Below are 26,358 nucleotides of genomic sequence, written 5' to 3'. Positions count from 1 at the left end.
TATGTCCAGATTATGTTCTCGTCTCGCGCCATGTGCAAACCGCCGATTCAACGCGCTCCGGCCCTCCTCGCGGATCAGGTCTCGGGGTCAGAGTTCCATCACGCGTTGGATGTCGCGGTCGATGGGGTCGGGTTTCGTGAGGAAGGAGATGGAGAGGAAGAGGACGAGGGAGACGAGGAGCGCCGCGGCGCCGTGGTCGACGCCGTACGGGAGACGCACGGTGCCGAACCCGAAGCCGGACCGGAGCCCGAAGTTGACGAGCAGGCTGCTGGCGACGGCGACGTTGGCCGCGAGGACGTTGGCCCGTTTCCAGTTGAGTCCGATCGCGATGACGGGGACGAGACCCGCGGCGAACGTGCCCCAGCCGAACACGCCGAGCAGCGCCACGAGATCGCCGGAATACAGCGCCACCAGCGCGGCCGAGATCGCCAGCAGGACCGTGATGATTCGCGCCCACGCGAGTTCGTTGCCCAGCGACCGGCCGCGGATCGCGTTGGGCAGATCGTGCATGATGGCGGCGGTCCCGATGTTCAGGAACGCGTCGGCGGTGGACATGATGGCGGCGAGCAGCGCGGCGAACACGACGCCGGCGAGCAGCGGGTGCGTGAAGGTCTGGAGGAACTCCGGCGAGGCCGCGTCCGGCGTGGCGAGCGCGGGGTGCCCGCCCGTGATGACCAGCGCCCGCATCGCGAAGCCGATCCCGATCCAGAGCAGCGCCGCGAAGCTGTAGGCGATGACGCCGACCGGTATCACGTAGCGCAGTTCCTTCATGCGCCGCAGCATCATGAACTTGGTGATGATGTGCGGCTGCCCGGCCACGCCGATGCCGAACACGAAGAACCAGGCGAGCCCTCCCATCAGCCCGATCGTTCCCCACGGCCCGCTCGCCGCGCGGTCGTCGGCCGCCACGATCCGGCTGATCTCGGTCAGCCCGCCGTCGAACGTCCCGAGCACGGTGACGAAGACGAAGACGGAAGCGACGACCATGATGGCGCCCTGGATCACGTCGGTGTAGACGGAGGCCACGATCCCGCCGGTCACCGAGTAGAAGATCAGGACGGAACACGAGATGGCGACGCAGAGGGCCAGGCTCGGGTTTGCGATCACCCCCGCGTCCGCGAGCACCCCCTGCAGTACGATCGACATGGCGAGGATCTGCGTCGCGAGGTAGCCCAGCACGCCGAGCAGGATCACGACGGCCACGGAGGCCCGCACCGACTCCGAGCCGTACCGGGCCGCGGCGATGTCCGGCAGCGACACGCATTCGCGAAGCTCCGACACGAGGCGGAGGCGTTTCGCCACCAGGTTGAGGACGATGATGTTGGAGATGACGATCGTCCCGAGAATCCAGATCGAACTCGTCCCCATCGAGTACATGAGGCCGGGACCGCCCACGAACCCGAACCCGCTCATCGTGCTCGAGAAGATCGCGAATGCGGTCACGAACATCCCCAGATTGCGGCCGGCCACGAAGAAGTCGCTCGCCGATTTCGTGCGGCGGAGCGACCAGAGTCCGACGCCGACGCAGAGCGCGAGGTATGCGATCACGGCGAGCAGCGTGATCAGGGCGCGATTCGCCTCCACCGACCGCTATCCCTCGCCGCCGCGGGTGGCGTCGGAGTCGCCGCTCCCCCTCGATTCCGCGACGATCTCGTCGAAACGGATCTGCTCACGGGGGCCGAAGTAGGCGTTCTCGAACGCCCACGTGATGGCGGCCAGCGGGACCCACGGCGCGAGCGTGAGCCCGTACACCAGCAGGGAAGTCGGTGCCGTGAACCCGAGGATGATCGTCGTGTGCCCTGCGGCATAGGCGTCGAAGGACCACATGAGGACCACGAAGAGGAGGACGTAGCCCACCATCCACGCGTTGACCGCCCGCCGGATCCAGTGTCCCTCGCGGAACCCGATCAGCATCGCGACCCACATGGTCCCGAGCATGGCGATGCCCGCGACGTACGCCGCCCATGTCGGTGCCCCGAGTTCGCCCGCGTCGACCCCCACCAGCATCGGCGCGTGCTCCGCGTGGGGCAGTGGCGTGGCGCGGCCGGCCCCGGTTGCGGCCGCCACCAGGAGCAAGCCGAGCAGGGCGGCGCAGAGCGCGAGCAGCACCGCCATCAGGCGGGTCATGTGAGCGTTGTCGCGGATGGGTCTCCCCTCGGGTTCAAGCAGGGCCGAAGTCTGCCACGCCGTGAACCCCGGCGCGAGACCGCGCCATGCCGCTTCCGCCGCGCCGCTTCCGCCGCGCCCGTCCGGATCCCCGCTGGACTTGAGGGGTCGCTCCTGTGAGTTTGGCGCCTCCCATTCAACCAACGTTCGCACACGACGTTCCCACACAAAGCGCGGAGACGACATGACTGCACCAGCGCGGGTCGCCATCACGGGGGCCGCAGGAAATATCGGATACGCCCTTGCCTTCAGGATCGCGGCCGGGGACATGCTCGGGCCGGACCGGCCGGTCACGCTTCAACTGCTGGAGATCCCGCCCGCGCTCGACGCCCTGCGCGGCGTCGAGATGGAACTCAACGACTGTGCCTTTCCGCTCCTGCACGGGGTGGTCGGAACCGCGGATGTGAACGAGGGCTTCGAGGGCGTCGACTACGCGCTGCTCGTGGGCGCCAAGCCGCGGGGGCCGGGGATGGAGCGGGGCGACCTGCTGGCCGACAACGGGAGGATCTTCGGCCCGCAGGGTCGCGCGCTCAGCGACCGCGCGTCGCCCGACGTGCGCGTCCTCGTGGTCGGAAACCCGGCGAACACGAACTGCCTCATCGCCGCCGCGAACGCCCCGAAGCTCGACCGCCGGCAGTTCGCGGCCATGACCCGTCTCGACCACAACCGCGCGATCAGCCAACTCGCCGAGAAGACGGGGACGCACGCGACGGGAATCCGGCGCATGACGATCTGGGGCAACCACTCTGCGACGCAGTACCCCGACATCAGCCAGTGCACGGTGGCGGGCGCTCCGGCCGCCGACCTCGTCGACGAAGCGTGGTACCGGGACACCTTCATCCCGAAGGTCCAGAATCGGGGAGCCGAGATCATCGGGGCGCGCGGCGCCTCCTCGGCGGCGTCGGCGGCCTCGGCCGCGATCGACCACGTGCGGACGTGGGTGCACGGCACGCCGGAGGGCGACTGGACGAGCATGGCCGTTCACGCGGACGGGCGCTACGGCGTCGCCGAGGGCGTCGTCTACTCGCACCCCGTGACGTGCGCGGACGGCGATTACTCCGTCGTGGACGGCCTCGACCCGAGCGACTTCAGCCGCGAGCGCATGCAGATCACCGACGCGGAACTGCGCTCCGAACGCGACGCCGTCGCCGACCTCCTCGGGTAGCCGTGAACGCCGACGGATTCGCGAAGGGGCTGACGCCGATCCTGAACGTCTCGGACCTGCAGGAGAGTTTCGCCTGGTTCGAGCGCTGGGGCTGGAGCAAGAGCTGGGAATGGGGCGATCCGCCGGACTTCGGCGGCGTCGTCTCCGGCGACTGCCAGATCTTCCTGTGTCAGAACGCGCAGGGCGGCCGGGGCCGCAGCGAGGTAGAGAGGACGTTCGGCCCGGGGGGCGATGACGGCGCCGACAAGGGCGTCTGGATGTCGATCTGGGTGGACGACGTCGACGCCGTGCATGCGCGGTGCGTCGAACAGCGACTCGACGTCACATGGCCCCCCACGAACATGCCGTGGGGCGTGCGCGAAATGCACGTCCGCCACCCCGACGGCCACGTCTTCCGCGTCAGCCGGGGCGTCGACCTGGACTAGCTGTAGATACCGGGTGCGTCGGCGACCCTCAGGCTGCCGTCATGCCGCCCTCAGTGGGGTCTCGTCGGAACGGCGTAGCCGGTTCGGGCGTTGGGCTAGCCGTCGCGGAGGATGCGGGTGGCGGCGAGGGCGCCGGGGCGGCCGTTGAGGCCGCCGCCGGGGTGGGTGCCGGCGCCGCACAGGTAGAGTCCGTCGACCGGGGTCCGGTATCGGGCCCAGCCGGCGACGGGGCGCCCGAAGAAGACCTGGTCGAGCGTCATCTCGCCATGGTGGATGTTCCCCTCCGGCAACGCGAACCGGTCGGCGAGGTCGGCTGGCGTTAGCACATGCCGGTGCAGGATCGCCGCTTCGAGGTTGGGGATGTGCTCGGCCAGCGTCGCGACGACCGCGTCCCCCAGCGCGTCGCGGCGCTCGTCGTTCCATGATCCGTCGGCCAGTCGGAAGGGCGCGTACTGGGCCGCTACGGACAGGAGGTGACGCCCTTCCGGCGCGAGCGACGGATCGAGCGCGGTCGTGAGGACGGCGTCCAGGACCGGCCGCGCGGACGGACGGCCGTACTTCGCGTCGTCGTACGCGCGCTCGATGTAGTGGATGCTCGGGGCGACCGTGATCGCGGCGCCGGCAAGCACGGCGGCTTGGGCCGCGTCATCCCCGGCCCGCAGGCGCGGGGGCTCGCCCAGCGCGAGGTGCACCTTCGCGACGACGCCCCGGTACTTGATGTTGTCGAGCGCGCGGACGAACTCGGGGGCCAGTTCGCCGGGGTCGACGAGGCCGAGCAGCGTGCGGCCGGGATCCGCGGACGAGACGACGCGGGACGCCGCGATCTCGCCGCCCCCGGCGAGCGTGATGCCCGTCGCGCGCCCGTCCTCGACGCGGATCGAGGCCACCTCGTGGCCGAGGCGGACCTCCGCCCCCGCCGCCACGGCGACGCGCTGAAGAGCGGCGCCGAGCGCGCCCATCCCGCCGCGCACCTGGCGCCTTCGCCGCACAACGCCGCCCGCGCCCACCATGTGGTGGAGGAACATGTAGCCGGTGCCCGAGGCCAGCGGCCCCTGACAGATCCCCCGCACGCCGTCCGCCGCGAGCACACCCTTGAGCGCCTCGCTCTCGAACCACTCGTAGAGCAGTTCCTCCACCGTCATCGGGATGAGCCGCATCAGCTCGAGGGCGTCCCGCCGTCCGAGGCGGTTCAGCTTCGCGCCGAGGCGAACGAGTTCCCACAGGTCGCCACGGTCCGCGCCCGCGATCCGCGGCGGCAGCGCGCTGTACAAGACGGCGAGGGCCCGGCTCGCCCGCGACATCGCGGCCACGAACTCCGGCCAGCGGGCGGCGTCCCGCGCGGAGAAGGGCCGGATCAGGTCCGCCGTCCGGGCCGGATCCCTCTCCAGGACGAGCGCTCCCCCGTCCGGCTGCGGCGACACGACGCACGGGTCGGGGGACAGGAACTCGAGGCCCGCGCCCGCGAGATCCAGCTCCTTCATGACGCGCGGATCGATCCCGGTCAGGCTGTGCGCGCTGGTGTCCACGCGAACCCCGGGCCACAACTCCTCCGTGGTGGCGCATCCCCCCGCGACCTCGCCCCGCTCGACGACGATCACCTGGAGCCCGGCCCGCGCCAGGTACGCGGCCGCGACGAGACCGTTGTGGCCCGCCCCGATGACGACCGCGTCGACGGCGCTCACGGCCCCCCCCGCGGCCGCCGCCGCAGGTCCCGGAGGATCTCGAGCGCGGCGAGCCGCCCCGACGCCCCGCACACGCCTCCCCCCGGATGCGTCCCGGAGCCGCACTGGTAGAACCCGCGCACCGGCGTCCGGTAGTCGGCCCACGCGGGCGAGGGACGGAAGAAGAAGAGTTGCTGCGGCGTCAGCTCGCCGTGGAAGATGTTGCCCTCCGTGAGCCCCAACTGCTCCTGCATGTCCAGCGGGGTGAGCACCTGCCGGTGGAGGATGGAGTCCTTGAGGTTCGGCACGTACTCCGAGAGCGTGTCGACCACCGCGTCTCCGAACGCCTCCCGTTTCGCGTCGTCCCAGCCGCCCTCGATGTCGAAGGCGGCATACTGGACGAAGATCGACATCACGTGCCGTCCCGGCGGCGCCATCCCCGGGTCGATCATGGATGGAATCACGATGTCCATGTACGGCTGCCGCGAGAATCCTCCGTACTTCGCGTCGTCGTAGGCGCGCTCCAGGTAGTCCATGCCCGGACTGATGGAGAAGGCGCCCCGCAGGTGCGGCCCCCCGCCCGGCAGGCAGGAGAACTCCGGCGCCTCCGAGAGCGACAGGTTGACCTTGCCGGAGGATCCGCGGATCCGGAAGCGCCGGATCGCCTCCACGAGATCGTCCGGCAGCTCCTCAGGGTCGAGCAGGCCGAGGAAGGTGCGCTTCGGATCGACCCCCGACACGACCGTCTTCGCCGTGAGCTCCTCGCCGCCCTCGAGGACGACGCCCGTCGCCCGCCCGTTCCTTGTGAGTACCCGCTCCACCGTGGCCCCCGTCCGGATCTCCGCCCCGTGGGACCTGGCCGCCGACGCGATGGACTCGCTGACCATCCCGTTCCCGCCCCGCGCGAATCCCCACGCCCGGAACACGCCGTCGATCTCGCCCATGTAGTGATGGAGAAGGACGTACGCCGTCCCCGGAGACCGGGGGCCGAGGAAGGTCCCGATGATTCCGCTCGCCGACATCGTCGCCTTGAGCGGATCCGACTCGAACCACTCGTCGAGATAGTCGGCCGCGCTCATCGTCCCCAGCTTGAAGAGCGCGTGGAACTGCTGCTCGTCGAGGCCGCGCGCGTGCCGCCCCAGCATGACCAGCGTCTTCAGGTCCCGCAGCCCGGGAGAGAGCGGGTCGGGCGGCACGATGCCGAGGAGGGGTTTCACCGCCCACGCGAGCCGGTACATGAGCGTCGCGAAATCGTCGTACGCCTCGGCGTCCTTCGGGGAATGGCGATAGAGGTCGCGCCGCGTCTGATCGTGGTCCGCCCAGCGCCCGAGGTAGTCGCCGTTCGGGAGCGGCGTGACCGTGCTCTCGAGGGGAAGGATCTCCAGTCCGTGCCGCGCGAGTTGCAGGTCGCGGATGATCTCGGGTCTCAGCAGGCTCACCACGTAGGAGGCGACGGAATACTTGAAGCCGGGAAAGATCTCCTCCGTGACCGCGGCGCCACCCACCAGGTGCCGGCGCTCGAGCACGACCACGCGAAGGCCCGCCCGGGCGAGGTAGGCGGCGTTGATGAGGCCGTTGTGCCCGCCCCCGACGATGATCGCGTCGTACGCGTTCGTCCCGCTCACGGGGTCGCCCGCTTCCTGTCCGGGTCGAAGAACGGCGTCTTCGCCACCGTGGCCCGGGCCCGGCGCCGCCTGTGCTCGACCGTCACCTCGATTTCGAGTTCGGTGCCGACGGCCGCGGACTCCGCTTCGAGGTGGGCCAGTCCCAGGTAGGTCTTGAGGGTCGGCGACCAGCCGCGGCTCGTGGCGTATCCCACCTGCCGTCCGCCGGCGTACAGCGGCACGCTGTCGCGCAGCGTCGTGCCCGGCAGTTGCGGCGGGAGGCCGACCGCCGCGTACGCCGCCTCGAGCGACTCCCAGTCGAGGGCGATGCCCCGGAAGCGCCAGGCGGGCGGGCGGGCCCGTTCGGCGCGGAGCGCCGCCCGGCCCACGAAGTTCGACGCCTCGAGCGACACGGTCCAGCCCAGGCCGAGTTCGTACGGAGACGACTTCTGGTCCTCGATGACCGTACGGTGGGCCGGGACGAAGTCGACGTCGACGAGGAGCAGGCCGGCCTCGAGGCGCGCCATGTCCAGGGCGAGCATGCCCGCCGGGGCGAGGCCGAACGGCTCACCCGCCGCCGTGAGCGCGTCCCACAGCGGAATCGCGTCCGCGGCGCCGACCCAGATCTCATACCCGAGGTCGCCGGTGTACCCCGTGCGCGAGATGTCCGCGGCGACCCCCGCGATCCGCGCCGGCACCACCCGGAAATAGCCGAGTCCCGCCACGTCGCCGTCGGTGATCCGCTTGAGCAGATCGCGCGAACGGGGCCCCTGGAGGGCGAGCGCGGCCACCCGCTCCGTCTCCTCCTCGATGGTCACGTCGAGTCCGCGGGCGTTCTCGTGCAGCCACTTCAGCGTCGGTTCGGCCGACGTGAGGCGAAAGTCGGACGCGCCGAGCCGGTGCAGGGTACCGTCGTCCCGCACCTTCCCCGCCGCGTCGCACCACGGCGTGTAGTACACCTGCCCCACGTCCTGCCGGTCGACATCCCGCGTGACGACCCGGTTCGCGAGCGCCGCCGCGCCAGGGCCAGAGAGCCGGTACTTGTAGAGCGGCGAGACATCGATGAGCGCGCACGCCGAGCGGATGGCCTGGTACTCGTGCTCGTGGGTCGGCTCGTAAGAGCCCGCCGAGAGATGCCCGGCCCAGCGCCGCCAGTTGCCGGCCTGGCAGAGCGGGCCGGTCCGCTCGTGAAAGGGCGTGCCCCGGACGACGGAAGGCGCTGGCACCGTGGTGTTGACGCGGGTGGCCGGCCGCGGGATCGGCTGGCTAGCCCGGGAGTCGCAGGGCGACGAGCTCCGCCGGCACGCCGCGCCCCGCGATCGCCGCGACGATGTACTGACGACCATCGTGCATGTACGTCATCGGGACGCCGGTCTGGTGCGACGGCAGTTCGATCTCGGCCAGGATCTCGCCCGTCTCCTTGTCGTGCGCGCGCAGGAGGCCGGTGAGGTCCGCCGACATCGTCCCCCCGCCCGTTCCCGCGAAGAGCAGCGTGCGCGTGGCGAGGAGTCCCGCCCGGCTGGGCCGCCCGGTGCGCGGGACGTCGACGCCTTCCAGCGCCGGGTGCTCCTCCACGAACGACGGCGTGTGGTCGTTCGCGACCTGCCACACCATTTGTCCCGTATTCATGTCGAGCGCCGAGATCCGTCCCCACGGCGGCTTCAGGATCGGCAGTCCCTGCGGGCCGCCGACGCCGCGGGGCCGTCCGGCGATGTAGCGCATGTTCGACGATTCGGGATCATTCACGAGCCCGATCACCGTGCCGCGCGTCGCGGACCCCACGAAGAGCCGCTGCGTCTCCGGGTCGTACGCCGCGCCCGGCCAGTTCGCCCCGCCCAGGCTGCCGGGCGTGATGAGGGTCCCCTGGTTCCCGCCCTCGACGAGCACGGTCGGCGGCGTGAACAACTCGCCGAGCGTGAGGTTCTTCGCGATCTCGAGCGCCGCCGCCTTCAGTTCCGGCGTGAGGTCGATCAGGTCGTCCTCGGTCGCGCCCTGCATGTCGAACGGTACGGGGAGCGTCGGAAAGGGCTGCGTGGGTGCGTACCATTCCCCCGGCACGTCGCCGGCCGGCACGGGCCGTTCCTCGATCGGCCACACGGGCTCGCCCGTCACGCGGTCGAATACGTACGTGAAGGCCTGCTTCGTCACCTGCGCGACGGCCGGGATCTCCCGCCCATCCACCGTGATGTCCATGAGGACCGGCGCCGCCGGCGGATCGAAGTCCCAGATCCCGTGGTGCACGGTCTGGAAGTACCACACGACTTCGCCCGTGCTCGCGTCCACGCACACGAGGCTCTGGGAGTAGAGGTTGTCGCCGGGGCGGTGGCCCCCGTAGTAGTCGCCCGTCCCCGCCTCCACCGGCAGATAGACGTAGCCCAGGTCGAGGTCCGCCGTGAACGGCGTCCACACCGCCGCGTTCCCCGTGTAGTCCCAGGATCCCTCTTCCCACGTCTCGTGGCCGGGATCGCCCGGCTGGGGGATGGTGTGGAAGGTCCACAGTTGCTCGCCCGTCCGCGCGTCGAAGCCCCGCACGTGGCCCGGCGGCATCTCCTTGGTCGGAGGACGTCCCCCCTGCGGGAGCGCGGCGCCGACGACGATCACGTCTCCGACGACGACCGGGGGAGAACTCGATCCGATGCGGTCGTTCACCAGGTCCACTTCCCGCCCGAGTCCGAGCTTGAGGTCCACGATTCCGTCCTCGCCGAAGGCCGGGTCGGGGAGGCCGGTCTTCGCGTCCAGCGAGACCATGTGATAGGCGGGGGTGATGAGAAGCACCCGTTCCTCGGCGCCATCCGTCCAGTAGCCGACGCCGCGCCCGGAGTTGCCGCGCGGGGCGTTCCGGCCGCGTTCGCCCTCGTCGAGCCGATACATCCAGAGCGTCTCGCCCGTCTCCGGGTCGATCGCCACCGCCGCCCGCCGGAATCCCGCCGTCGCATAGAGGACCCCGTTCGCGTACAGCGGGGTCACGCGGTAGTAGCCCTCGGGGGTCCGACCGAAGTTGCGCGCCTGCCAGCGCCACGCGATCTCCAGGTCAGCGACATTCGAGGCGTCGATCTGGGCGAGCGGCGCGTAGCGCGTGGACCCGGCGTCCCCGGCCCAGTAGCGCCATTCTCCGTCCGTCGTACCGGACTGCGCGGCCAGCGCCGAAGGCCCGGCGCCGAGCCCCATGCCGAGCCCCATGCCGAGCAGGACCAGGCTGAAACACCTGTGGCTTCCCTTCATCCGTTCCACTCCGCGTGACGTGTGCGAAGCTCCAAGCGACCCCCGGGGCTTTCTCCGGCAACGCCCTACAGTCCGATGCGACGCTCCGGCGGGCAACACTTCGCCCGTCTCGACAGCTCGGCCGAAAGCTCGCGGATTCCCGGGACACGACACTAGATTTCGCGCCGTCGGAAGCACGGGAGATCCATGAAGCTTCGAGGTCTGGCGGTACTGACGGCGGCGATGGCGTCCGTCATGTCGTGTGGCGGTGGGGCGACCGGCCCTCGGGGCAGCCTGTGCGACACGCGGCATGGGACCGAGGTGTGCGTGGACCGGCCCGAGTACCGGTCCGGCGAGGCCATCGTCATCACCACGCGCAACGTGTCCAACGGTTCGATCTTCAAGGATTGCGGTACGACCGCCGTCCCCGCGCCGGACTCCGAGGACGAGTTCAGGCCGGCCTACAATCCGCGACGGCGCTGCGGTGCGACGGTCACGCGAACCGAAATCGTGGAGCGCATGGTGAGACTCGAACCTGGAGCATCGACCCGGGAGACCCTCCGGTTGGGTTACTCCCCGCAGGACTTCTTTCATGTGACCGTATGGCTGCTGACGCTGGATGGGGAGCTGGCTTTCGACACGCCGGCGACGAGCGGCGTGTTCGTCATCTTCCCGGGAGCGAACAACTGAACCAGGAACCCCTGAGCCTCCGGAGACCGAAGTTGTCGCGCGGGTTGCTCCTCTCCCTTTCGGTCGCCCTTTTCGCGCTGTCGTGCGGTGAGGACGCCACCGGCCCCGTGGGCTCGCTCTGCGCGACCCAGCATGGCCTCGAGGTCTGCGTGGACCGGTCCGAATACGAACCCAGGGAGTCGATCACCGTCACCACACGCAACGTGTCCGGCGCCCGAATCTTCAAGGACTCGTGCGCGACCAAGCCCGTGGGCGTGACCAACCTCGAAGTGGAGTTCGAGGCGTTCTACAACCCCACGCTGCACTGCGGCCGAGGAGCCACCCGCGCCGACATCCTCGAGCACATGGTCGAACTCGAACCCGGCGCCTCGACGCGGGAGACCGTGACGCTCCCGTTCTTCTCCTTCCAGGGCTGGTATCGCGTGAACGTGTGGCTGCTGGATGCGGAAGGGGACCTCGCGGTCGACACTCCGGCGGCGAGCGGGATCTTCCAGGTCTTCCCCTCCGTAGGGGAGTAGGTGCCCGTGGCAAACCCGGCCGGCCTGCTTCGCGCCCACCCGTCGCGAGCGCTCCTGTTCGCGCTCGCCGCGGCGGGGCTCCCGGCGGCCGCGCCTTCGGCGGGCCAGGCGCCGGCCGCGCCGCATGAATACCATGCGCTGGCCGCCGTCTCACCGCCTGCGATCGACGGAGCGCTCGATGACGCGGCCTGGCGGGCTGTCCCGTGGACGGAGCCCTTCGTCGACATCCGGGGCGAGGGCTGGCCCGAACCCCACCTGGCGACGCGCGCGAAGATCGTCTGGGATGAACGCTTCCTCTACGTGGGTGCCGAACTCGAGGAACCGCACCTCTGGGCCACGCTGGCCGAGCGCGACGCCATCCTCTACCGGGAACACGACTTCGAGGTCTTCCTGGATCCGGACGGCGACGGTCTCGCCTACTACGAACTCGAGATCAACGCGCTCGGGACCGAGTTCGACCTCTTCCTCGATAAACCGTACCGCCGAAAGGGAAGCGCGGACATCGCCTGGGACATCGAGGGGCTGCGCACCGCGGTGCGCCTCGACGGCACGCTGAACGACCCCTCCGACGAAGACACCGGCTGGTCGGTCGAGATCGCCATTCCCTGGTCGGCGCTGCGTCCGCCCGGCGCCCCCGCGGAGGCGGCGGTCGCGGCCCCGCACCCCGGCGATGTCTGGCGCGTGAACTTCTCGCGCGTGCAGTGGCCGCTCGGGGTCGAGGACGGGCGATACCGGAAGTTGCGGGAGCCCGCGGACTGGAGCGACCATCCCGAAGACAACTGGGTGTGGTCGCCGCAGGGTGAGATCGACATGCACATACCCGAGAGGTGGGGCGTCGTGCGCTTCGTCACCGACCGGGACGCGTCCCCGTGAGGCGCAGGGAGTTCGTCCGGGCCGCCGGCGGCGCGGCGGCGCTGGGGGCGGCGCTCCCCGCCTGCGCGTTCCCGCCCGACCGGGAGACGCCCCCCGAAGCGTCCTTCACGCTGTGGACGTGGGTGCACGGCGACCGCGACCGCGACGCCGCCGGCTGGCGCGAACGGTTCGCCCGGCTGCGCGAGGCCGGCTTCCACGCCGTCCTCGTGGGTGGCGGCGATATCGATCTCGTCTCGGGAGCCGCCCGCGCCGAGGGACTCGAGTATCACCGCTGGTTCTGGACGATGAACCGCAACGGCGACGCGTGGGTGCAGGAGAACCATCCGGAGTGGTTCACGGTGAGCCGCAACCTGGAGAGTTCGCTCGATCATCCCCCGTACGTCGGGTACTACAAGTGGGTCTGCCCTTCGCGCGGCCCCGTGCGCGAATACCTCCGCGGACGCATCGCGGAGCTCGCCGCCGACCCGGCGGTGGACGGCGTCCACCTCGACTACGTGCGCCACTGCGACGTCATCCTCCCCCGCGCCCTCTGGGAGACCTATGACCTCGTGCAGGATGTCGAGCACCCGGAGTTCGACTTCTGCTACTGCGACGTCTGCCGCGAGCAGTTTCGCGCCCGGGACGGGCGGGATCCGCTGGAGATCCCCGATCCGCCCGCCGACGAGGCCTGGCGCCGCTTCCGGTGGGACTCCGTGACCGGCGCCGTGCGCGAACTCGCCGAGGCGGCCCACGAGCACGGGAAGCCCATCACGGCCGCCGTCTTCCCGACCCCCTCCATCGCCCGCACGCTGGTCCGCCAGGACTGGGACCGGTGGCCCCTGGACCGCTTCTTCCCGATGCTCTACCAGAGTTTCTACCTGGAGGACATCCCCTGGATCGGCGCCGGCGTGCGCGAGGGGATCGCGGCCCTCGAGGCGGCGGCTTCCACGGCGGGCACGCGCGACGCCCCGCCGCTGAACGCCGGACTCTACCTGCCCGCGCTCGATCCCGCCGCGCTGGCGGAGGCCGTCGCGACCGCGCGCGAGGCGGGCGCCGCCGGCGTGTCGACGTTCGAGATGGACGGCCTCACCGACGAACACCTCGCCGCCCTCCGCGACGCCACGACGTAGCAGTCCGCGCAAGGGCCCCGCATCGGGCTCTTGTCCGCCGGGGACGAGCCCACCAACATCGATGGACCGCGACGGGCCACCGCCAACCGCAGGAGTCTGCCATGTCTCGCCGCATCCTCGGACTCGGAATCCTCGCCGTTCTCGTCTCCGCCGTCCCCGCCTCCGGCCAGCGCCGCGCGATGACGATCGTGGATCTCATCGACATCCCCGGCCTCGCCGACCCCCGGATATCGCCCGACGGATCGGAGGTGCTCTACGTGAGGACGGACACCGACTGGGAAGCCAACGGCACCGTTTCCCACATCTGGCGCGTCGCGATGGACGGCTCCGGCACGACGCGCATGACGAACGGGGAGGGCGGCGAATCGAGCCCGCGGTGGTCGCCCGGCGGCTCGCGCATCGCCTTCGTCGCGAACCGGCACGACACGGAACACAACCAGGTGTTCGTGATGCCGGCTGGCGGCGGCGAGGCCGGCGCCGTGAGCGAACACCCGACGCCCGTGAGTTCGATCTCGTGGTCCGGCAATGGCGACTGGATCTACTTCACGGCGGTCGATGAGAAGTCCGAGGCCGAGAAGGCGCGCGAAGCGGTCAACGACAACGTGTTCCGCTATGAGGAGGACAAGCTCCCGACCGGACTGTGGCGCGTTTCGAGCGAGGGCGGGGCGGCGGAGCGCGTGACGGAGCCCGGCCTGATGGTCCGGGGGTATTCGGTCTCCCGCGACGGGACGCTCCTCCTCGTGCAGCTGGCGCCCACTCCGATGTTCGACGACCTGCTCAACTCGGAGCTGTGGGTGATGGGCCCCGATGGGACGGGCCCGCGCCGGATCACCGACAATCACGTGGGGGAGGTGGGAGCCTCGCTCTCCCCCGACAACGGCCACGTGCTCTTCGTCGCGAACACCAACGACGAACTGAGCGACTTCTATTTCAACCAGCGCCTGTTCGTCGTCCCGACCGCTGGCGGCGACCCCGTCTCGGTAGTGCCCGGCGGAAGCTTCGACGTGAACGCGGCCGTGTGGTCCCGCGACGGCCGCTCGATCTATTTCCGCGCGAACACCGGCGTCCGCCAGCAGATCTACCGCGTGCCCGCCGATGCCTCGGATGCGGGGCGGGCCGAAGCGGTCACCGAGGGAGACCACTCGGTCGGCGCCTGGGACTACCACCCCTCATCCGGCGCACACCTCTATTCCGTCAGCAGTTCGACCAACGCGGGGGACCTGTGGGCGAACGCGGGATCCGGCCAGCCACGGCAGGTCACCCATCTCTTCGACTACCTCGCCGAGGAGTTCCTCCTGCCGCGCATGGAGGCCGTTCAGTACGCGGGCGACGACGGCGTCGAGGTGGAGGGTCTCATCTTCTATCCCATCGACTACCGGGAAGGCGAGCGCTATCCGCTCGTCGTGCAGACGCACGGCGGCCCCCCGTCCTCCGACAAGTTCCGCTTCGCGCGCTCGAGCAACTACGAAACCGTGCTCGCCGCCCGCGGCTGGTTCGTCTTCAAGCCCAACTATCGCGGGTCCACCGGATACGGCGACGACTTCCTGCGCAACATGATCGGCAACTACTTCGACCAGGCCCACAAGGACGTGATGGCCGGCGTGGACTATCTCGTCGAGCGCGGACTCGTGGACGGCGACCGCATGGCGAAGATGGGCTGGAGCGCCGGCGGCCACATGACGAACAAGATCATCACGTACACGGACCGCTTCAAAGCCGCGTCCTCGGGCGCGGGGGCCGTGAACTGGATGTCGATGTACGCGCAGTCCGATGTCCGCATCTACCGCACGCCGTGGTTCGGCGGCACGCCCTGGTCCGAGGACGCCCCGATCGAGCAGTACATGGCGGACTCGCCGCTCTTCGACCTCCACAAGGTCGTGACCCCGACCCTCGTGCTCGTCGGGGAGAACGACGAGCGCGTGCCGATGCCGCAGTCCGTCGAACTGTACCAGGGGCTGAAGCACAACGGCGTCCCGACACACCTCTACGTGGCGCCCGAGCAGGGACACGGCTGGGTCGAACTGCAACAGCGCCTGTTCAAGGCGAACGTCGAACTGGACTGGTACTACCGCTGGGTGCTGGGCGAGGAATACGAGTGGGAGACCTCCCCCGTCCACCCCGACGGGAAAGCGGCCGTTACCACCGCTGGCGGATAGCCTGGGGGCCAGCGGGCAGCCGAGGAGCCGGCGGGCAGCCCGGGCGGAAGGACCTTGAATCTGTACAAGTAGTTGTATAGGTTCTTGTACATGATCAGGGTCAACGTTGCCGCCGCCCGGGCCGATCTGGCTCGGTATCTCGCCCGCGTGGAGCGCGGCGAGACCGTCACGCTGTGCCGGCGCAACGTGCCTATCGCGGAGATCCGCCCCCTGCCCTCGACGCCGGTCCGGGAACGGCCGATCGGCATCGACCGAGGCATGAAGGTGCCGGAGAGTTTCTTTGAGCCTCTCCCGGACGACCTGCTCCGAGCCTTCGGAGGAGTCGGCGACGAGCCGTGAGGCTGCTCGTCGACACGTGTACGTTCCTGTGGCTGGCGGCGGCGGACTCCCGGCTTTCGCGGGCGGCGGAGGCGGCGTGCCGGGATCCGGGCAACACCGTGTACCTGAGCGCTCTCTCGGCCTGGGAAATCGCGATCAAGCACCGCCTCGGACGGTTGCCGCTCCCGGAGTCGCCCGTCCGCTACGTCTCGAGCCGGCGCGAGTGGCTGGAACTCGAACCGCTCCCCTTCGATGAGGCGTCGGCGGTCCCCGAAGTGCTCCTGCCGGTGCTCCATGCGGACCCCTTCGACCGCGGTCTCGTCTCGCAGGCGATCGTGAACGGATTGACGATCGTCACGCCCGACGAGGCGATCTCCTCGTATCCGGCTCCCGTCCTCTGGTGACCATCTCGGGTGCTGGACGGCTTGCCGCGAGGTCGGTACCGTCTTCGCCGGCTGTCCGGCAGGGCTCGACAAGGGGAATCATGAGATGAAAAGCGCGTGGAGCGAGCGCGAGGCGGCGGAGTTCGTCGAACGGTACGCCGCCGACGGCATCGGGGAGGATCTCGCGCTGCGGGTGTACACGACGCGGCTCCTGGGGTCCGAGCCGCGGCTCGTGATGCACGGCGGGGGCAACACGTCGGTCAAGGGCCGCGCGCGCGACGTGACCGGGACCGACCTGGACGTGCTGTACGTGAAGGGGAGCGGGTGGGACATGGGGACGATCGAGCCGCCCGGCCTCCCCGCGGTGCAACTCGATCCCCTTCTGGGGCTGGCGGAGATCGACGCCCTGTCCGACGAGGACATGGTGAACCTGCAGCGCCGCAACCTGCTCGACTCGAAGGCGCCAAACCCGTCCGTGGAGACGCTCCTGCACGCGTGGGTGCCGCGCACGTTCATCGACCACACGCACGCGAACGCGGCGCTCGTCCTCACGGACCAGCCGCACGGCGAAGAGATCTGCCGCGAGGTCTACGGCGACCGCGCCGCGATCGTGCCCTACATCATGCCCGGCTTCGACCTCGCGAAGGCCGCGAAGGCGGCGGCGGACGCCCACCCGGAGGCGGAAGGACTCGTCCTCCTCAAGCACGGGCTGTTCACGTTTGGGGACACGGCGCAGGAGGCGTACGAACTCATGATCGAGTGGGTGAGCCTCGCCGAAGCCCGCATCGAGCGCGGGCGTGGGAGCGTGTTTGCCGCTGCCGCGATGCCCGGGGCGGTCGCCTCCGCGAGCGAGATCGCGCCTGCCATCCGCGGCATGCTGACGAACCGGCAGCGCGGCGAGGCGCATGAGGGTGAGACGGCTGCGTTCGAGCGCTTCATTCTGGAACACCGCACAAGCCCGGCCATCCTCGCCTACGTCGGCGGCTCGGAGCTGTCGCGCTACAGCCAGGTCGGCACGGTGACGCCCGACCACGCGATCCGCACGAAGCCGCTGCCCGTCGTGCTCCCCGCGCCGCCCGCCGGCGACCTCGCCGCCTGGACCCGGGAGGCGCGGGCCGCGGTCGAAGCCTACCGAACGGCGTACACGGCCTACTTCGAGCGCCACAACCCGCGCTACGACGGGACGAAGCGCATGCTCGACCCGAGCCCGCGCGTGGTCCTCGTGCCGGGCGTCGGCCTCTTCGCGAGCGGCCGTGACGCAGGCGGGGCGGCCGCGGCGGCCGACCTCGCCGAGACCACGGTCGACGTCATCACGGACGCGGAGAGCATGGACCGCTTCGAGAGCATCACCGAGGCGGAACTGTTCGACATCGAGTACTGGTCGCTCGAACAGGCGAAGCTGGCCGGCGCGAAGGAGAAGGCGCTGGCCCGTCACGTCGTGGTCGTCACGGGCGGCGCGGGCGCGATCGGCCGGGCCACGGCCGCCGGGTTCCGGGCCGCCGGCGCCGAGGTCGCCCTCTTCGACCTCCCGGGCCCCGCGCTCGACGCCGCCGGTGAGGCCGGAGCGGGGCTCGCCGTCCCATGCGACGTGACGGACGACGCGTCCGTCGACCGCGCGTTCGGCATCGTCGCCGCCCGCTTCGGAGGCGTCGACATCCTCGTCTCGAACGCCGGGGCAGCCTGGCGCGGCCCCATCGCCGACGTGACGGACGACGTGCTGCGGGAGAGCTTCGAGCTGAACTTCTTCGCCCACCAGCGCGTCACCCGCGCGGCCGTGCGCACCATGCGCGCCCAGGGGACGGGCGGCTGCCTCCTCTTCAACGTCTCCAAGCAGGCCGTCAACCCGGGCCCGGACTTCGGCCCCTACGGACTGCCGAAGGCGGCGACCCTCGGACTCGTGCGCCAGTACGCCATCGAACACGGCTGGGAGGGCATCCGGTCGAACGGGGTCAACGCCGACCGCATCCGGAGCGGCGTGCTCACCGACGAGATGATCGCGGCCCGCTCCGAGGCGCGCGGCGTGACCGAGGACGCCTACATGCGCGGCAACCTCCTCGGCCGCGAGGTCCGAGCCGAGGATGTTGCCGGGGCCTTCGTCTCCCTCGCCCTCGCCCGCGCGACGACGGGCGCGATCCTCACCGTGGACGGCGGCAACGTCGCCGCCGCCCTCCGCTGACCGCGAAACGCAAAGGACCGGGCATGAAGCTCCTCGGCCGAGTTGTCCCGCTTGCGACATGCATCGTCCTCGCCGCCTGCGCGCCGCAGGCGGAGGGGCCCGGCTGGCCGGGCGAGACGTGGCCCGTTTCCACGGCGGAGGCGGAGGGCGTGGACCCGGTCGCGATCGACTCGCTGATCGCCGACATCGACGCCGGGCGGTACGGCCTCATCGACCAGTTTCTCCTCATCCGCAACGGGCGCGTGATCGCGGACCGCCGCTGGGACCACGGCGCGCGCTACGCCGAACTTCTCACCGCGCAGGAGGACACGGCCGACCACCAGTACAACTACGATCACCCCTCATGGCACCCGTACTACCGGGACACGGACCTGCACTCGCTCCAGTCCGTGACCAAGAGCGTGACCTCGGTCGCGTTCGGCATCGCCGTGGACGAGGGCCACATCCCGGGCGCGGAAGCGTCGGCCTGGCCGTATTTCGAGGCGTACGGCGTCGATCTCGCCGACCCTCGCCGCGCCGCCACCACGCTCGAGGACTTCCTCACCATGCGGAGCGGGATCGACTGGGCCGTCCCCGGCCAGACGTACGACGACGGTACCCACCCCACAGTCGTACTGGAGGCGAGCGACCGGTGGATCGACTACGTCGTCGCGCAACCCGTGGGGACGGATCCCGGCACCCGCTTCGACTACAACGACGGCGTGAGCGTCCTGCTGGGGAAGGTCGTGCGCGAGGCCAGCGGGCAGCGGCTCGACGCGTGGGCGGAGGAACGCCTCTTCCGTCCCATCGGGATCGACGAGTACTACTGGAAGATCGCCCCCGACGGCGAAGTCGACAGCGAGGGCGGCCTCTACCTGTCCACCCACGACCTCGCCCGCGTCGGCTACCTCATGCTCCGGGGCGGGGAATGGGACGGCCGGCAGGTCGTCTCCCGGCAATGGGTCGAGACCTCGACCTCACCCGTCGTGCCCGACGTCGCCCCCGACAACGACCGGCCCGACACGGGCTACGGATACCAGTGGTGGGTGCCGGTGCACGAGGACGGCGAAACGCGCGTATTCGCGGGGAACGGCTACGGAGGCCAGTTCATCCACATCGTGCCCGAACACGACCTCATCTCCGTCTTCAACGGCTGGACGCTCCACGAGCAGCCCGAACTCTTCAGCTGGACCGCCCTCCAGGACCGCATCCTCCCCGCCATCGTCCCCGCGGACGACGCCTCCCCCTGAACGCGGCTCAGGCGGGTTCGAGGCGGGCGGCGTGGCGCTCGATCTCGGCGGCCAGTTGCTCCATCTTGGCGAGGACGGTGGTTTCGTCGATCGTTTCCAACGCGCGGTCTCGCATCGCCCAGCGGCCGTCGACCATCACCGAGCGGACGTCGTCGCGGCCCACCGTGTAGACGAGATGTCCGTACACGTCGTACATCGGCGTCAGGTGCGGGCGGTCGAGGTCGATCAGGATGAGGTCGGCCCGGTAGCCTTCCGCGAGCTGCCCGACGCGGTTGCCCAGCCCCAGCGCCTCCGCCCCGACCGTCGTCGCCATGCGGACGATTTCAAGCGCGGGCGTGATGACCGGATCCATGTGAACGCCCCGCTGCAACAGCCCCGCGAAGCGCATCGCGGTCCACATGTCGAGATCGTTCGAACTCACCGGCCCGTCCGTGCCGAGCGCCACCGGGATGCCCTCCTCCAGCATGCGCGCGACCGGCGCGATCCCAGACCCGAGCTTCAGGTTCGAGAGCGGATTGTGAAGGACCGCCGCCCCCGCCCGCCGCAGGCGCACGAAATCGTCGTCGTCCAGGTGGACGCAATGCGCGAGCACCGTGCGCGCGTCGAGGATGCCGAGTTCGTCGAGGTGCGCGACCGGCGTACGCCCGAAACGTTCGATCGTCTGCCGCACCTCGGTGGCCGTCTCGGAGCAGTGCGTGTGAAAGAGGATCCCGTCGCGGTCGGCGAGGCCGCGCGCCGCCCGCATGCCGTCCGGCGACACCGTGAGCGCGTTGTGCGGCTGCACGCACGGTGTGATCAGCGGCTCCTCGGCGTAGCGGTCCAGCCAGCGCTCGCCCGTCGCGATCCTGTCCTCCACGGAGACGCCGTCGGGTCCGTCGAAGTCGAAGAAGATCGGCCCGGTGACGAGCCGGAAGCCGGCCCCCAGCGCCGCGTCGGCGGCGGCCTCCGGGAACCAGAACATGTCGAGCGCGCACGTCGTCCCGCTCCGGATCATCTCCGCCAGCGAGAGCCGCGCGCCCAGTTCGACGCTCTCGCGGCTGACGAACTCGCGCTCGGAGATCCAGAGACGCTCCAGCCACGCCTCGAGCGGCAACTCCTCCACCAGGCTCCGGAAGAGGGAATCGCCCAGGTGCGTATGCGCGTTCACGAGCCCCGGCATGAGGAGGCGCCCGGTCGCGTCGATCGTTTCGGCGGCCTCGCAGCCCGCGAGTTCCTCGCGGGTCCCGACGGCGGCGATCTCCCCCTCCCGCACCGCGACCGCGCCGGTGTCGAGAATCCGTTCCCCGGCGTCCATCGTGACGACGAGCGGGCCGAGGATGAGCGTGTCTACAGGTTCCATGGGACGGCAATCTTGGCCGCCCTCCGGCCCGCCCGCTAGTTTTCCGGCACGGCCCCGTAGCTCAGGCGGATAGAGCGCGGGATTCCTAATCCCGAGGCCGCTGGTTCGAGTCCAGCCGGGGTCACTCTCAGGCACGCCCGTCGGATGGCCGATCCGGCAGGCGTTCCAGGTCGGCAGTTGACGTCGAGATCCACATGATTCTCGTTGTTAACGTGATCCCACGTCACAACCAGGCTACCGGCGGCGTTGCAGGGTGAGGGCACGACCTTTCGATTGCCTGTAACTCTCCAGAGGTGAGGTCGCCGGGAAACCGGCGAGCCGCGGGAAGTGTCAGACTTGTTGCTGTGGGGGACGGGGCGGGGGCGCCGAGGACCGAAGGGGGAACCATGATTGATCCTGTCCGGCTTGACTCGGAACTCGCGAGGATCATCGAGATCCTCGATCCTGCCGAGCAGGTTCCTGTGATCATCTACACGAGCGGACCGGACGCTCTCGCGTTGGTGCGTGCGAAGCTCAAGCAAAAGCAGATTCGTAGCTCATTGGATCGACTGCACGCGCTGTCGGCTTGGGTAGCGGTGGGCCGTCTTCGGAGCTTCATGGAATCCGATCTCGTGATCGGACTCGAAATGGCCCAACCTGTCGAGGTCAAGCACGCTACGTGCTGATCCAGTTCCGCGGCCGCGATGGGTTCGACGAGCCCGGGGGCGCTGACCGCCGACCCGGGCTCGTTTCCTTCTAGGGGTGGATCGCGTCCGCGCCGCCCTCGGCATACCTGAAGACATCTCTGTTTCGGGTAAGGGAGTTCGCGTCGCCGTAATCGATACGGGCGTGGATGCGACACACCCTGATCTCGACGGCAGGATCGATCTGGACGCAAGCAAGAACTACGGGCTTACCCGCGGTCTCGACGATTACGCTGGGCACGGTACTCACATCGCGGGGATCATCGCGGGAGATGCTGCACTGGTGCAACGAGGGCCTCAGCTCGAAGCCTTCGGAGCGCCCCCGTCCAACCAGTGAACGCTGACCAGCCCATCACCGCGTTCAGTTGCCGGTCAGGTTCACTCGCACGTACCAGAGGCGGCCCGCCACGCCGTAGGGGGACTCGGAGGGGTACTCCATCGTCCAGAGTTGGGCCACGGCGTCGTCCGGGAGGCGGTTCGGCAGGCGGTCGAGCAGGTTGTTCGCGCCGACGCCCACCCGGATGCGGTCGCCCACCCGGAAGCTGACTTCCAGGTCGGCGATGGTCGCCGCGTCGATCGTGACGTTCTCCTCGAAGATGAACGGGGTCGTGACGGAGCCGATCCGGTTCAGGCCGAACCTCGCGCCGAGACCCTGAGCGAACCGGATGTCGGCGCTGACGCCGATCCGCTGCCCGGGTTGGGCGTCCTCGATCAGCGTGCGCTGGGTGTCTCCGATGAAGTCCTCGTTGCGGTTCGCGGTGATCTTCGTGCTGTTCCGGTGCAGGCTGGCCCCCAGGTCCGCGGCCCCCCAGTCCATGCCGCGGAAGCGCCAGGTCGCCGCCACGTCGAACCCCTGCGTGCGCGTGTCGATCGCGTTGGTCCAGAACGCCACGGCGTCCACCGGCCGACCCTGGAACTGCGCGCCGGGCCGCAGCCCGTGGCTCGGATCGAGGCTCCGGGTCAGGGCGATCGCGTCGCTGACGGCGACGCGGTAGTAGTCCGCCGTCACCAGCAGACCGGCGTCGTTGGAATAGACGAGTCCGCCCGTAAAGCTGAGCGACGTCTCGTGGTCCAGCGAGCAGGCCCCGAAATCGGAACACGCGATCGGATCGCCCTCGGGCAGGAATCCGGCGCTCACCAGGCCCTCGCTGCCGCCCACGAAGCCGATCGTGTTGAACCCCCGCTGCGGGAGTCGCGGCGCCCGGAAGCCGGTGGAGACGGCGGCGCGGAGCGCGGCGCCCGTTTCGCCCAGTCCCACGCGGCCGGCCAGCTTGCCGGTCACCGAGCTTCCGGCGTCCGTGTAGTGCTCGAAACGGAGCGCGCCGCCCAGCGTGCGACCGCTCGGCGAGCGCAACTCCATGTCGGCGTACGCTCCGACGCTGTTGCGGTCCTGTTCGCTCAGCGAAGCCGAGGTTGTGCTGTATCCGGGGTAGCCCTGCATCCCGCAGCTCGCGTAGGCCGTCCCGTCGTTCTGATGATGAGCCGCCGGGAAGCTGCCGGGCGTATCGCTCGGCCCGCACGCCCACGAGGCCCGGTCGCCCGCTTCCATCCAGTACGAATCCCTCCGGAAGGCGCCGCCGACGGCCAGAAACGCCGGGGTCGAACCCACCTCGAGCTCCCGCGTCGCGTCGGCGTTCAGCGTCCACTGCCGCACGTTGAGTCCGCCGCTGAACGTGTTCCTCGGTCCGGCGTTGGCCGCGATGGAGGCTCCGTCGGCGCCGGGATTCATGGCCAGGAACTCGGCCGCGTACGACGGGTTGATCGAGTTCTCGGCGCCGAAGGCGAACCGGCCGTGCCCGAACCCGAGACTGAGGTCTCCCGACCACTCGCCCACGTCGCCCCGCAGCCCCGCCACGGCGGACTTGTCCATGAGGTCCGACTCCTCGACGGGGAAGAAGCCGTCCGGATAGACGTAGCTGACCGAACGGGGCACCCAGTCCGCCTTGCGGTACAGGCCGTCCGAGACCGCTTCGCGCGCGGAGTATCCCCCGAACGCGTAGAACTCGGCCGATTCTCCGACCGGGACGGCGGCGTTGGCCATGAACGCCGCGCCCCGGTAGTCCGGCTCGCCGTTTCGCTGCAACTGGATGACCTTCCCGCCATCCGCGCAGGGACCGTAGGACGGATCGGGGCCGAAGCAGGTGGGAGCCACGCCCGCCCGGTTCGTGACCTCCTGCCGCGCGACCTCCATCGTGATGTTGAAGAAGCCGTCGCCGAGCGGCACCCCGGCGTTGGCCGACGTGAACAGCCGCAATCCGTCGCCCCGCGAGGTTCGACCGAGGAAGGTGGCCGCGCTCACCCCGCTCGCGTCGTCCTTGAGCACGATGTTGATCACGCCGGCGATCGCGTCGGAGCCGTACTGCGAAGCCGCGCCCTCGCGCAGGACTTCGATCCGTTCGATGGCGTGGACCGGAATCGCGCGCAGATCCGTGCCCGTCGTCCCCTGCCCGGCCGCCGCGAGCAGCTTCGCGAAGGCGACGCCGTGCCGCCGCTTGCCGTTGACGAGGACGAGCACCTAGTCGCCGTTCATGCCGCGCAACGTGGCGACGTGGAGCGCCGCGCCGTCGCCGGCGGACAACCGCGTGGAGTTGAAGGAGGGCGCGATGCGGCCGAGCACCTCCGCAAGGTCGATTTCTCCCATGCGCGCGATTTCCTCGGCGCCGTAGATGTCCACGGGAACGGCAAGCGTGGCGGGATCCGCGACCCCGGCCCGCGACCCCACCACGACCTCGAGTTCCTGGACCACGACCACCGTGTCCGGCGGTTCCTGGGCGGAGGCCGGGCCCGTCGAAGCAAGGACTGCGAAGACCGCCGCAGCGAGGAACGAAGTTTGAGTTTTCATGGTCATTCTCCCCCGTCCAGGCACCCTCCGGGACACGGCGCCGCGACACCCGCCGCAGGCTCACCGATTTCTGAGACACCACACAACGTGTCATTATGCATCAAACGATCCGGGGGTTACACCCCCAGGGAGGCACCATGGCACGCAGCCGACTCCGTCCCTCGTTCATCCTTGCGGGAATCGCGGTTCTCGCCGTCGCCTACCTTCTCGTGCAGGTGGCGCCGGAGCGGGAGGGTTCGGGAGCGATGGGAGGCCCTGACTCGCACGCGGACCTCGTCGCGTTATTCGACGAATGGCGGGAATTCGAGCGCCCCGCGTTCACGGATGGCGTGCCCGACTACTCGGCGCCGGCGATGGCGCGCCAGCGGCAGGCACTTCCACGGTGGCAGGCGCGGCTGGGCAGCGGCGCCCCCGAGGGCTGGTCCGTGCCGGAGCAGATCGACTGGCACCTGGTCCGCGCCGAGATGAACGGGCTCGACTTCGATCACCGCGTGCGCCGTCCATGGGCGCGCGACCCCGGTTTCTACGTGACGATCTTCGCGGCGGAGAGCGACGTGCCGGCCCACGAAGGGGCGGTCATCCACGGTTGGATCGACCTCTGGACCTACGACTACCCGCTCTCGGAGGCGGATGCCGCCGAACTCGCGGGCCGCATCGGCGCGACGCCCGCGCTCCTCGAGCAGGCGCGCGAAAACCTCGCGGACTCGAACGCGCGCGACCTCTGGCTTGCCGGCCCGCGGGCCTTTCGGGGCCAGGTGCGGGACCTCGACGACCTCGCGGCGCGGGTGGCCGGGACGAGCGCCGCGCTCGACCGGTCCATCGCCGACGCCCGCGCCGCCTCGGAGGCGTTCATCGCCTGGCTGGAGGAGGAGGCGCCCTCCCGCACCGGACCCTCCGGCGTGGGACGGGAGAACTACACGTGGTACATGCAGAACGTGCACCTCGTCCCGTATTCGTGGGAGGAACAGGTCACGATCATGCGGCGCGAACTCGCCCGCGCCCACTCTTCCATGCGGTTGGAAGAGAACCGCAACCGGCACCTGCCGGAACTCGAGCGCATCGCCTCGGCGGAGGAATACGACCGGAGGCTGAACGAATCCGTCGACCGCTACATGCGCTTCCTGGACGAGGAGGAGGTGCAGACGACGGAGGAGTGGATGGCGCCGGCCCTCCGCGCCGTGAACGGGAGCTTCACGCCCGCCGAACCCGGCGAGATCCGGAACTTCTTCTCCGAGGTGAACTACCGCGACCCGGACGCCTTCCGGCCGCACATGCACCACTGGATCGAACTCGCGCAGATGCGGGTGGACCCGCACGCGAGCCCGATCCGGGCCACGCCATCCCTCTACAACATCTTCGACTCCCGCTCGGAGGGACTCGCCACGGGGGTGGAGGAGATGTTCATGCACCTCGGGCTGCTCGAGGGTTCGCCACGGTCGCGCGAACTCACTTGGATCATGCTGGCCCAGCGGGCGGCGCGGGCGCTGAGCGGCCTCTACCTGCACGGCGAGGTGTTCGACATGGAGGAGGCCGTGGCCCATGCCATGAAATGGACGCCGCGGGGCTGGCTGCCGGACGGCGCCCTCGTGCGCGGCGAGCAGAGCCTCTACCTGCGGCAGCCGGGGTACGGGACGAGCTACGTGACCGGGAAGATCCAGATCGAGGAACTGCTCTCGGAGTACGCCATCCAGGAGGGCGGCGACTTCAGCGTGAAGCGGTTCTTCGATGCCTTCTACGACATCGGGGTCATCCCCATCGTCCTCACCCGCTGGGAGATGATCGGAGAGAAGGATCCCGTCCTGGGGGCGAACTGACGCCGC

The 26,358-nt window shown here is 69.9% G+C and carries 23 protein-coding genes and 1 tRNA gene; 15 read left to right on the top strand and 9 right to left on the bottom strand.

Going from position 1 to position 26,358, the window contains the following annotated elements; genetic code table 11:
- Positions 1 to 87: 87 nt before the first annotated feature.
- Positions 88 to 1,584, bottom strand: a complete 1,497-nt coding sequence (locus RN743_RS14195) for a hypothetical protein (RefSeq protein WP_310780794.1) — start codon at positions 1,582 to 1,584, stop codon at positions 88 to 90.
- A gap of 6 nt (positions 1,585 to 1,590) precedes the next feature.
- Positions 1,591 to 2,127, bottom strand: a complete 537-nt coding sequence (locus RN743_RS14190; protein ID WP_310780793.1) for a hypothetical protein — start codon at positions 2,125 to 2,127, stop codon at positions 1,591 to 1,593.
- 223 nt (positions 2,128 to 2,350) lie between these two features.
- Between RN743_RS14190 and RN743_RS14185 the strand changes: the two genes are divergently transcribed.
- Together RN743_RS14185 and RN743_RS14180 are read left to right on the top strand one after the other, a co-directional pair.
- Entirely contained in the window at positions 2,351 to 3,331 is a 981-nt protein-coding gene (locus RN743_RS14185; protein WP_310780791.1) for a malate dehydrogenase, read from the top strand.
- A 2-nt stretch (positions 3,332 to 3,333) separates the two neighbouring features.
- A complete protein-coding gene (locus tag RN743_RS14180) occupies positions 3,334 to 3,756 on the top strand; it encodes a bleomycin resistance family protein (protein WP_310780790.1) in 423 nt (140 codons plus the stop codon).
- Between the two features lie 95 nt (positions 3,757 to 3,851).
- Here the strand turns inward: RN743_RS14180 and RN743_RS14175 are convergent, their stop codons facing one another.
- From RN743_RS14175 to RN743_RS14160, 4 genes are read right to left on the bottom strand one after another with little or no spacing between them, the layout of a single operon-like run.
- Positions 3,852 to 5,438, bottom strand: coding sequence for an NAD(P)/FAD-dependent oxidoreductase (locus RN743_RS14175; RefSeq protein WP_310780788.1), 1,587 nt, complete (start codon positions 5,436 to 5,438; stop codon positions 3,852 to 3,854).
- Positions 5,435 to 7,042 carry an NAD(P)/FAD-dependent oxidoreductase gene (locus RN743_RS14170; RefSeq protein ID WP_310780787.1) on the bottom strand — a complete coding sequence of 536 codons (1,608 nt, stop codon included), beginning with the start codon at positions 7,040 to 7,042 and terminating at the stop codon, positions 5,435 to 5,437. The genes RN743_RS14175 and RN743_RS14170 overlap by 4 nt, the downstream gene beginning before the upstream one ends.
- Positions 7,039 to 8,247, bottom strand: coding sequence for an aminomethyltransferase family protein (locus RN743_RS14165; protein ID WP_310780785.1), 1,209 nt, complete (start codon positions 8,245 to 8,247; stop codon positions 7,039 to 7,041). The genes RN743_RS14170 and RN743_RS14165 overlap by 4 nt, the downstream gene beginning before the upstream one ends.
- Before the next feature lie 40 nt (positions 8,248 to 8,287).
- On the bottom strand, positions 8,288 to 10,243 hold the full coding sequence (locus tag RN743_RS14160; protein ID WP_310780783.1) for a PQQ-binding-like beta-propeller repeat protein: 1,956 nt from the start codon (positions 10,241 to 10,243) through the stop codon (positions 8,288 to 8,290).
- Positions 10,244 to 10,429: 186 nt separating this feature from the next.
- Here RN743_RS14160 and RN743_RS14155 point away from each other — a divergent pair, with 186 nt between their 5' ends.
- The 9 genes from RN743_RS14155 to RN743_RS14115 all read left to right on the top strand — a co-directional run bounded on the left by RN743_RS14155 (position 10,430) and on the right by RN743_RS14115 (position 19,674).
- Positions 10,430 to 10,912, top strand: a complete 483-nt coding sequence (locus tag RN743_RS14155) for a hypothetical protein (RefSeq protein WP_310780782.1) — start codon at positions 10,430 to 10,432, stop codon at positions 10,910 to 10,912.
- A 32-nt stretch (positions 10,913 to 10,944) separates the two neighbouring features.
- Positions 10,945 to 11,430 carry a hypothetical protein gene (locus RN743_RS14150; RefSeq protein WP_310780780.1) on the top strand — a complete coding sequence of 162 codons (486 nt, stop codon included), beginning with the start codon at positions 10,945 to 10,947 and terminating at the stop codon, positions 11,428 to 11,430.
- Positions 11,431 to 11,436: 6 nt separating this feature from the next.
- Complete coding sequence (locus RN743_RS14145) at positions 11,437 to 12,303, top strand: carbohydrate-binding family 9-like protein (RefSeq protein WP_310780778.1); 867 nt, start codon at positions 11,437 to 11,439, stop codon at positions 12,301 to 12,303.
- Entirely contained in the window at positions 12,300 to 13,412 is a 1,113-nt protein-coding gene (locus RN743_RS14140) for a hypothetical protein (RefSeq protein WP_310780777.1), read from the top strand. The genes RN743_RS14145 and RN743_RS14140 overlap by 4 nt, the downstream gene beginning before the upstream one ends.
- Before the next feature lie 101 nt (positions 13,413 to 13,513).
- Positions 13,514 to 15,568, top strand: coding sequence for a S9 family peptidase (locus tag RN743_RS14135; RefSeq protein ID WP_310780776.1), 2,055 nt, complete (start codon positions 13,514 to 13,516; stop codon positions 15,566 to 15,568).
- A gap of 90 nt (positions 15,569 to 15,658) precedes the next feature.
- Positions 15,659 to 15,907, top strand: coding sequence for a hypothetical protein (locus RN743_RS14130; protein ID WP_310780774.1), 249 nt, complete (start codon positions 15,659 to 15,661; stop codon positions 15,905 to 15,907).
- Entirely contained in the window at positions 15,904 to 16,290 is a 387-nt protein-coding gene (locus RN743_RS14125) for a type II toxin-antitoxin system VapC family toxin (protein ID WP_310780773.1), read from the top strand. The genes RN743_RS14130 and RN743_RS14125 overlap by 4 nt, the downstream gene beginning before the upstream one ends.
- An 85-nt stretch (positions 16,291 to 16,375) precedes the next feature.
- Entirely contained in the window at positions 16,376 to 18,445 is a 2,070-nt protein-coding gene (locus RN743_RS14120; protein WP_310780772.1) for a bifunctional aldolase/short-chain dehydrogenase, read from the top strand.
- A gap of 23 nt (positions 18,446 to 18,468) precedes the next feature.
- Positions 18,469 to 19,674, top strand: a complete 1,206-nt coding sequence (locus tag RN743_RS14115) for a serine hydrolase (RefSeq protein WP_310780770.1) — start codon at positions 18,469 to 18,471, stop codon at positions 19,672 to 19,674.
- Positions 19,675 to 19,681: 7 nt separating this feature from the next.
- Here the strand turns inward: RN743_RS14115 and RN743_RS14110 are convergent, their stop codons facing one another.
- A complete protein-coding gene (locus RN743_RS14110; RefSeq protein WP_310780769.1) occupies positions 19,682 to 21,013 on the bottom strand; it encodes an amidohydrolase in 1,332 nt (443 codons plus the stop codon).
- Between the two features lie 50 nt (positions 21,014 to 21,063).
- Here RN743_RS14110 and RN743_RS14105 point away from each other — a divergent pair.
- The 3 genes from RN743_RS14105 (at position 21,064) to RN743_RS16055 (ending at position 22,033) form a co-directional block, all read left to right on the top strand.
- Positions 21,064 to 21,137, top strand: a tRNA-Arg gene (locus RN743_RS14105).
- A 262-nt stretch (positions 21,138 to 21,399) separates the two neighbouring features.
- Positions 21,400 to 21,678, top strand: coding sequence for a hypothetical protein (locus tag RN743_RS14100; RefSeq protein ID WP_310780768.1), 279 nt, complete (start codon positions 21,400 to 21,402; stop codon positions 21,676 to 21,678).
- A 76-nt stretch (positions 21,679 to 21,754) separates the two neighbouring features.
- Complete coding sequence (locus RN743_RS16055; protein ID WP_343219045.1) at positions 21,755 to 22,033, top strand: S8 family serine peptidase; 279 nt, start codon at positions 21,755 to 21,757, stop codon at positions 22,031 to 22,033.
- 24 nt (positions 22,034 to 22,057) lie between these two features.
- Here the strand turns inward: RN743_RS16055 and RN743_RS14095 are convergent, their stop codons facing one another.
- Both RN743_RS14095 and RN743_RS14090 read right to left on the bottom strand, forming a co-directional pair.
- The gene (locus RN743_RS14095) at positions 22,058 to 24,211 is read right to left on the bottom strand and encodes a TonB-dependent receptor (protein ID WP_310780766.1); all 2,154 of its coding nucleotides are present in this window, start codon (positions 24,209 to 24,211) and stop codon (positions 22,058 to 22,060) included.
- Positions 24,212 to 24,538, bottom strand: coding sequence for a hypothetical protein (locus tag RN743_RS14090; RefSeq protein WP_310780765.1), 327 nt, complete (start codon positions 24,536 to 24,538; stop codon positions 24,212 to 24,214). It lies immediately after the preceding gene.
- Positions 24,539 to 24,675: 137 nt separating this feature from the next.
- Here RN743_RS14090 and RN743_RS14085 point away from each other — a divergent pair, with 137 nt between their 5' ends.
- Complete coding sequence (locus RN743_RS14085; protein WP_310780763.1) at positions 24,676 to 26,352, top strand: DUF885 family protein; 1,677 nt, start codon at positions 24,676 to 24,678, stop codon at positions 26,350 to 26,352.
- Positions 26,353 to 26,358: the final 6 nt, after the last annotated feature.

This window comes from Candidatus Palauibacter scopulicola (assembly GCF_947581915.1).
GTDB classification, from domain to species: Bacteria; Gemmatimonadota; Gemmatimonadetes; order Palauibacterales; family Palauibacteraceae; genus Palauibacter; species Palauibacter scopulicola.
Note: the sequence above shows the minus strand (reverse complement) of the source record. Positions and strands in the feature narration are given on the sequence as shown.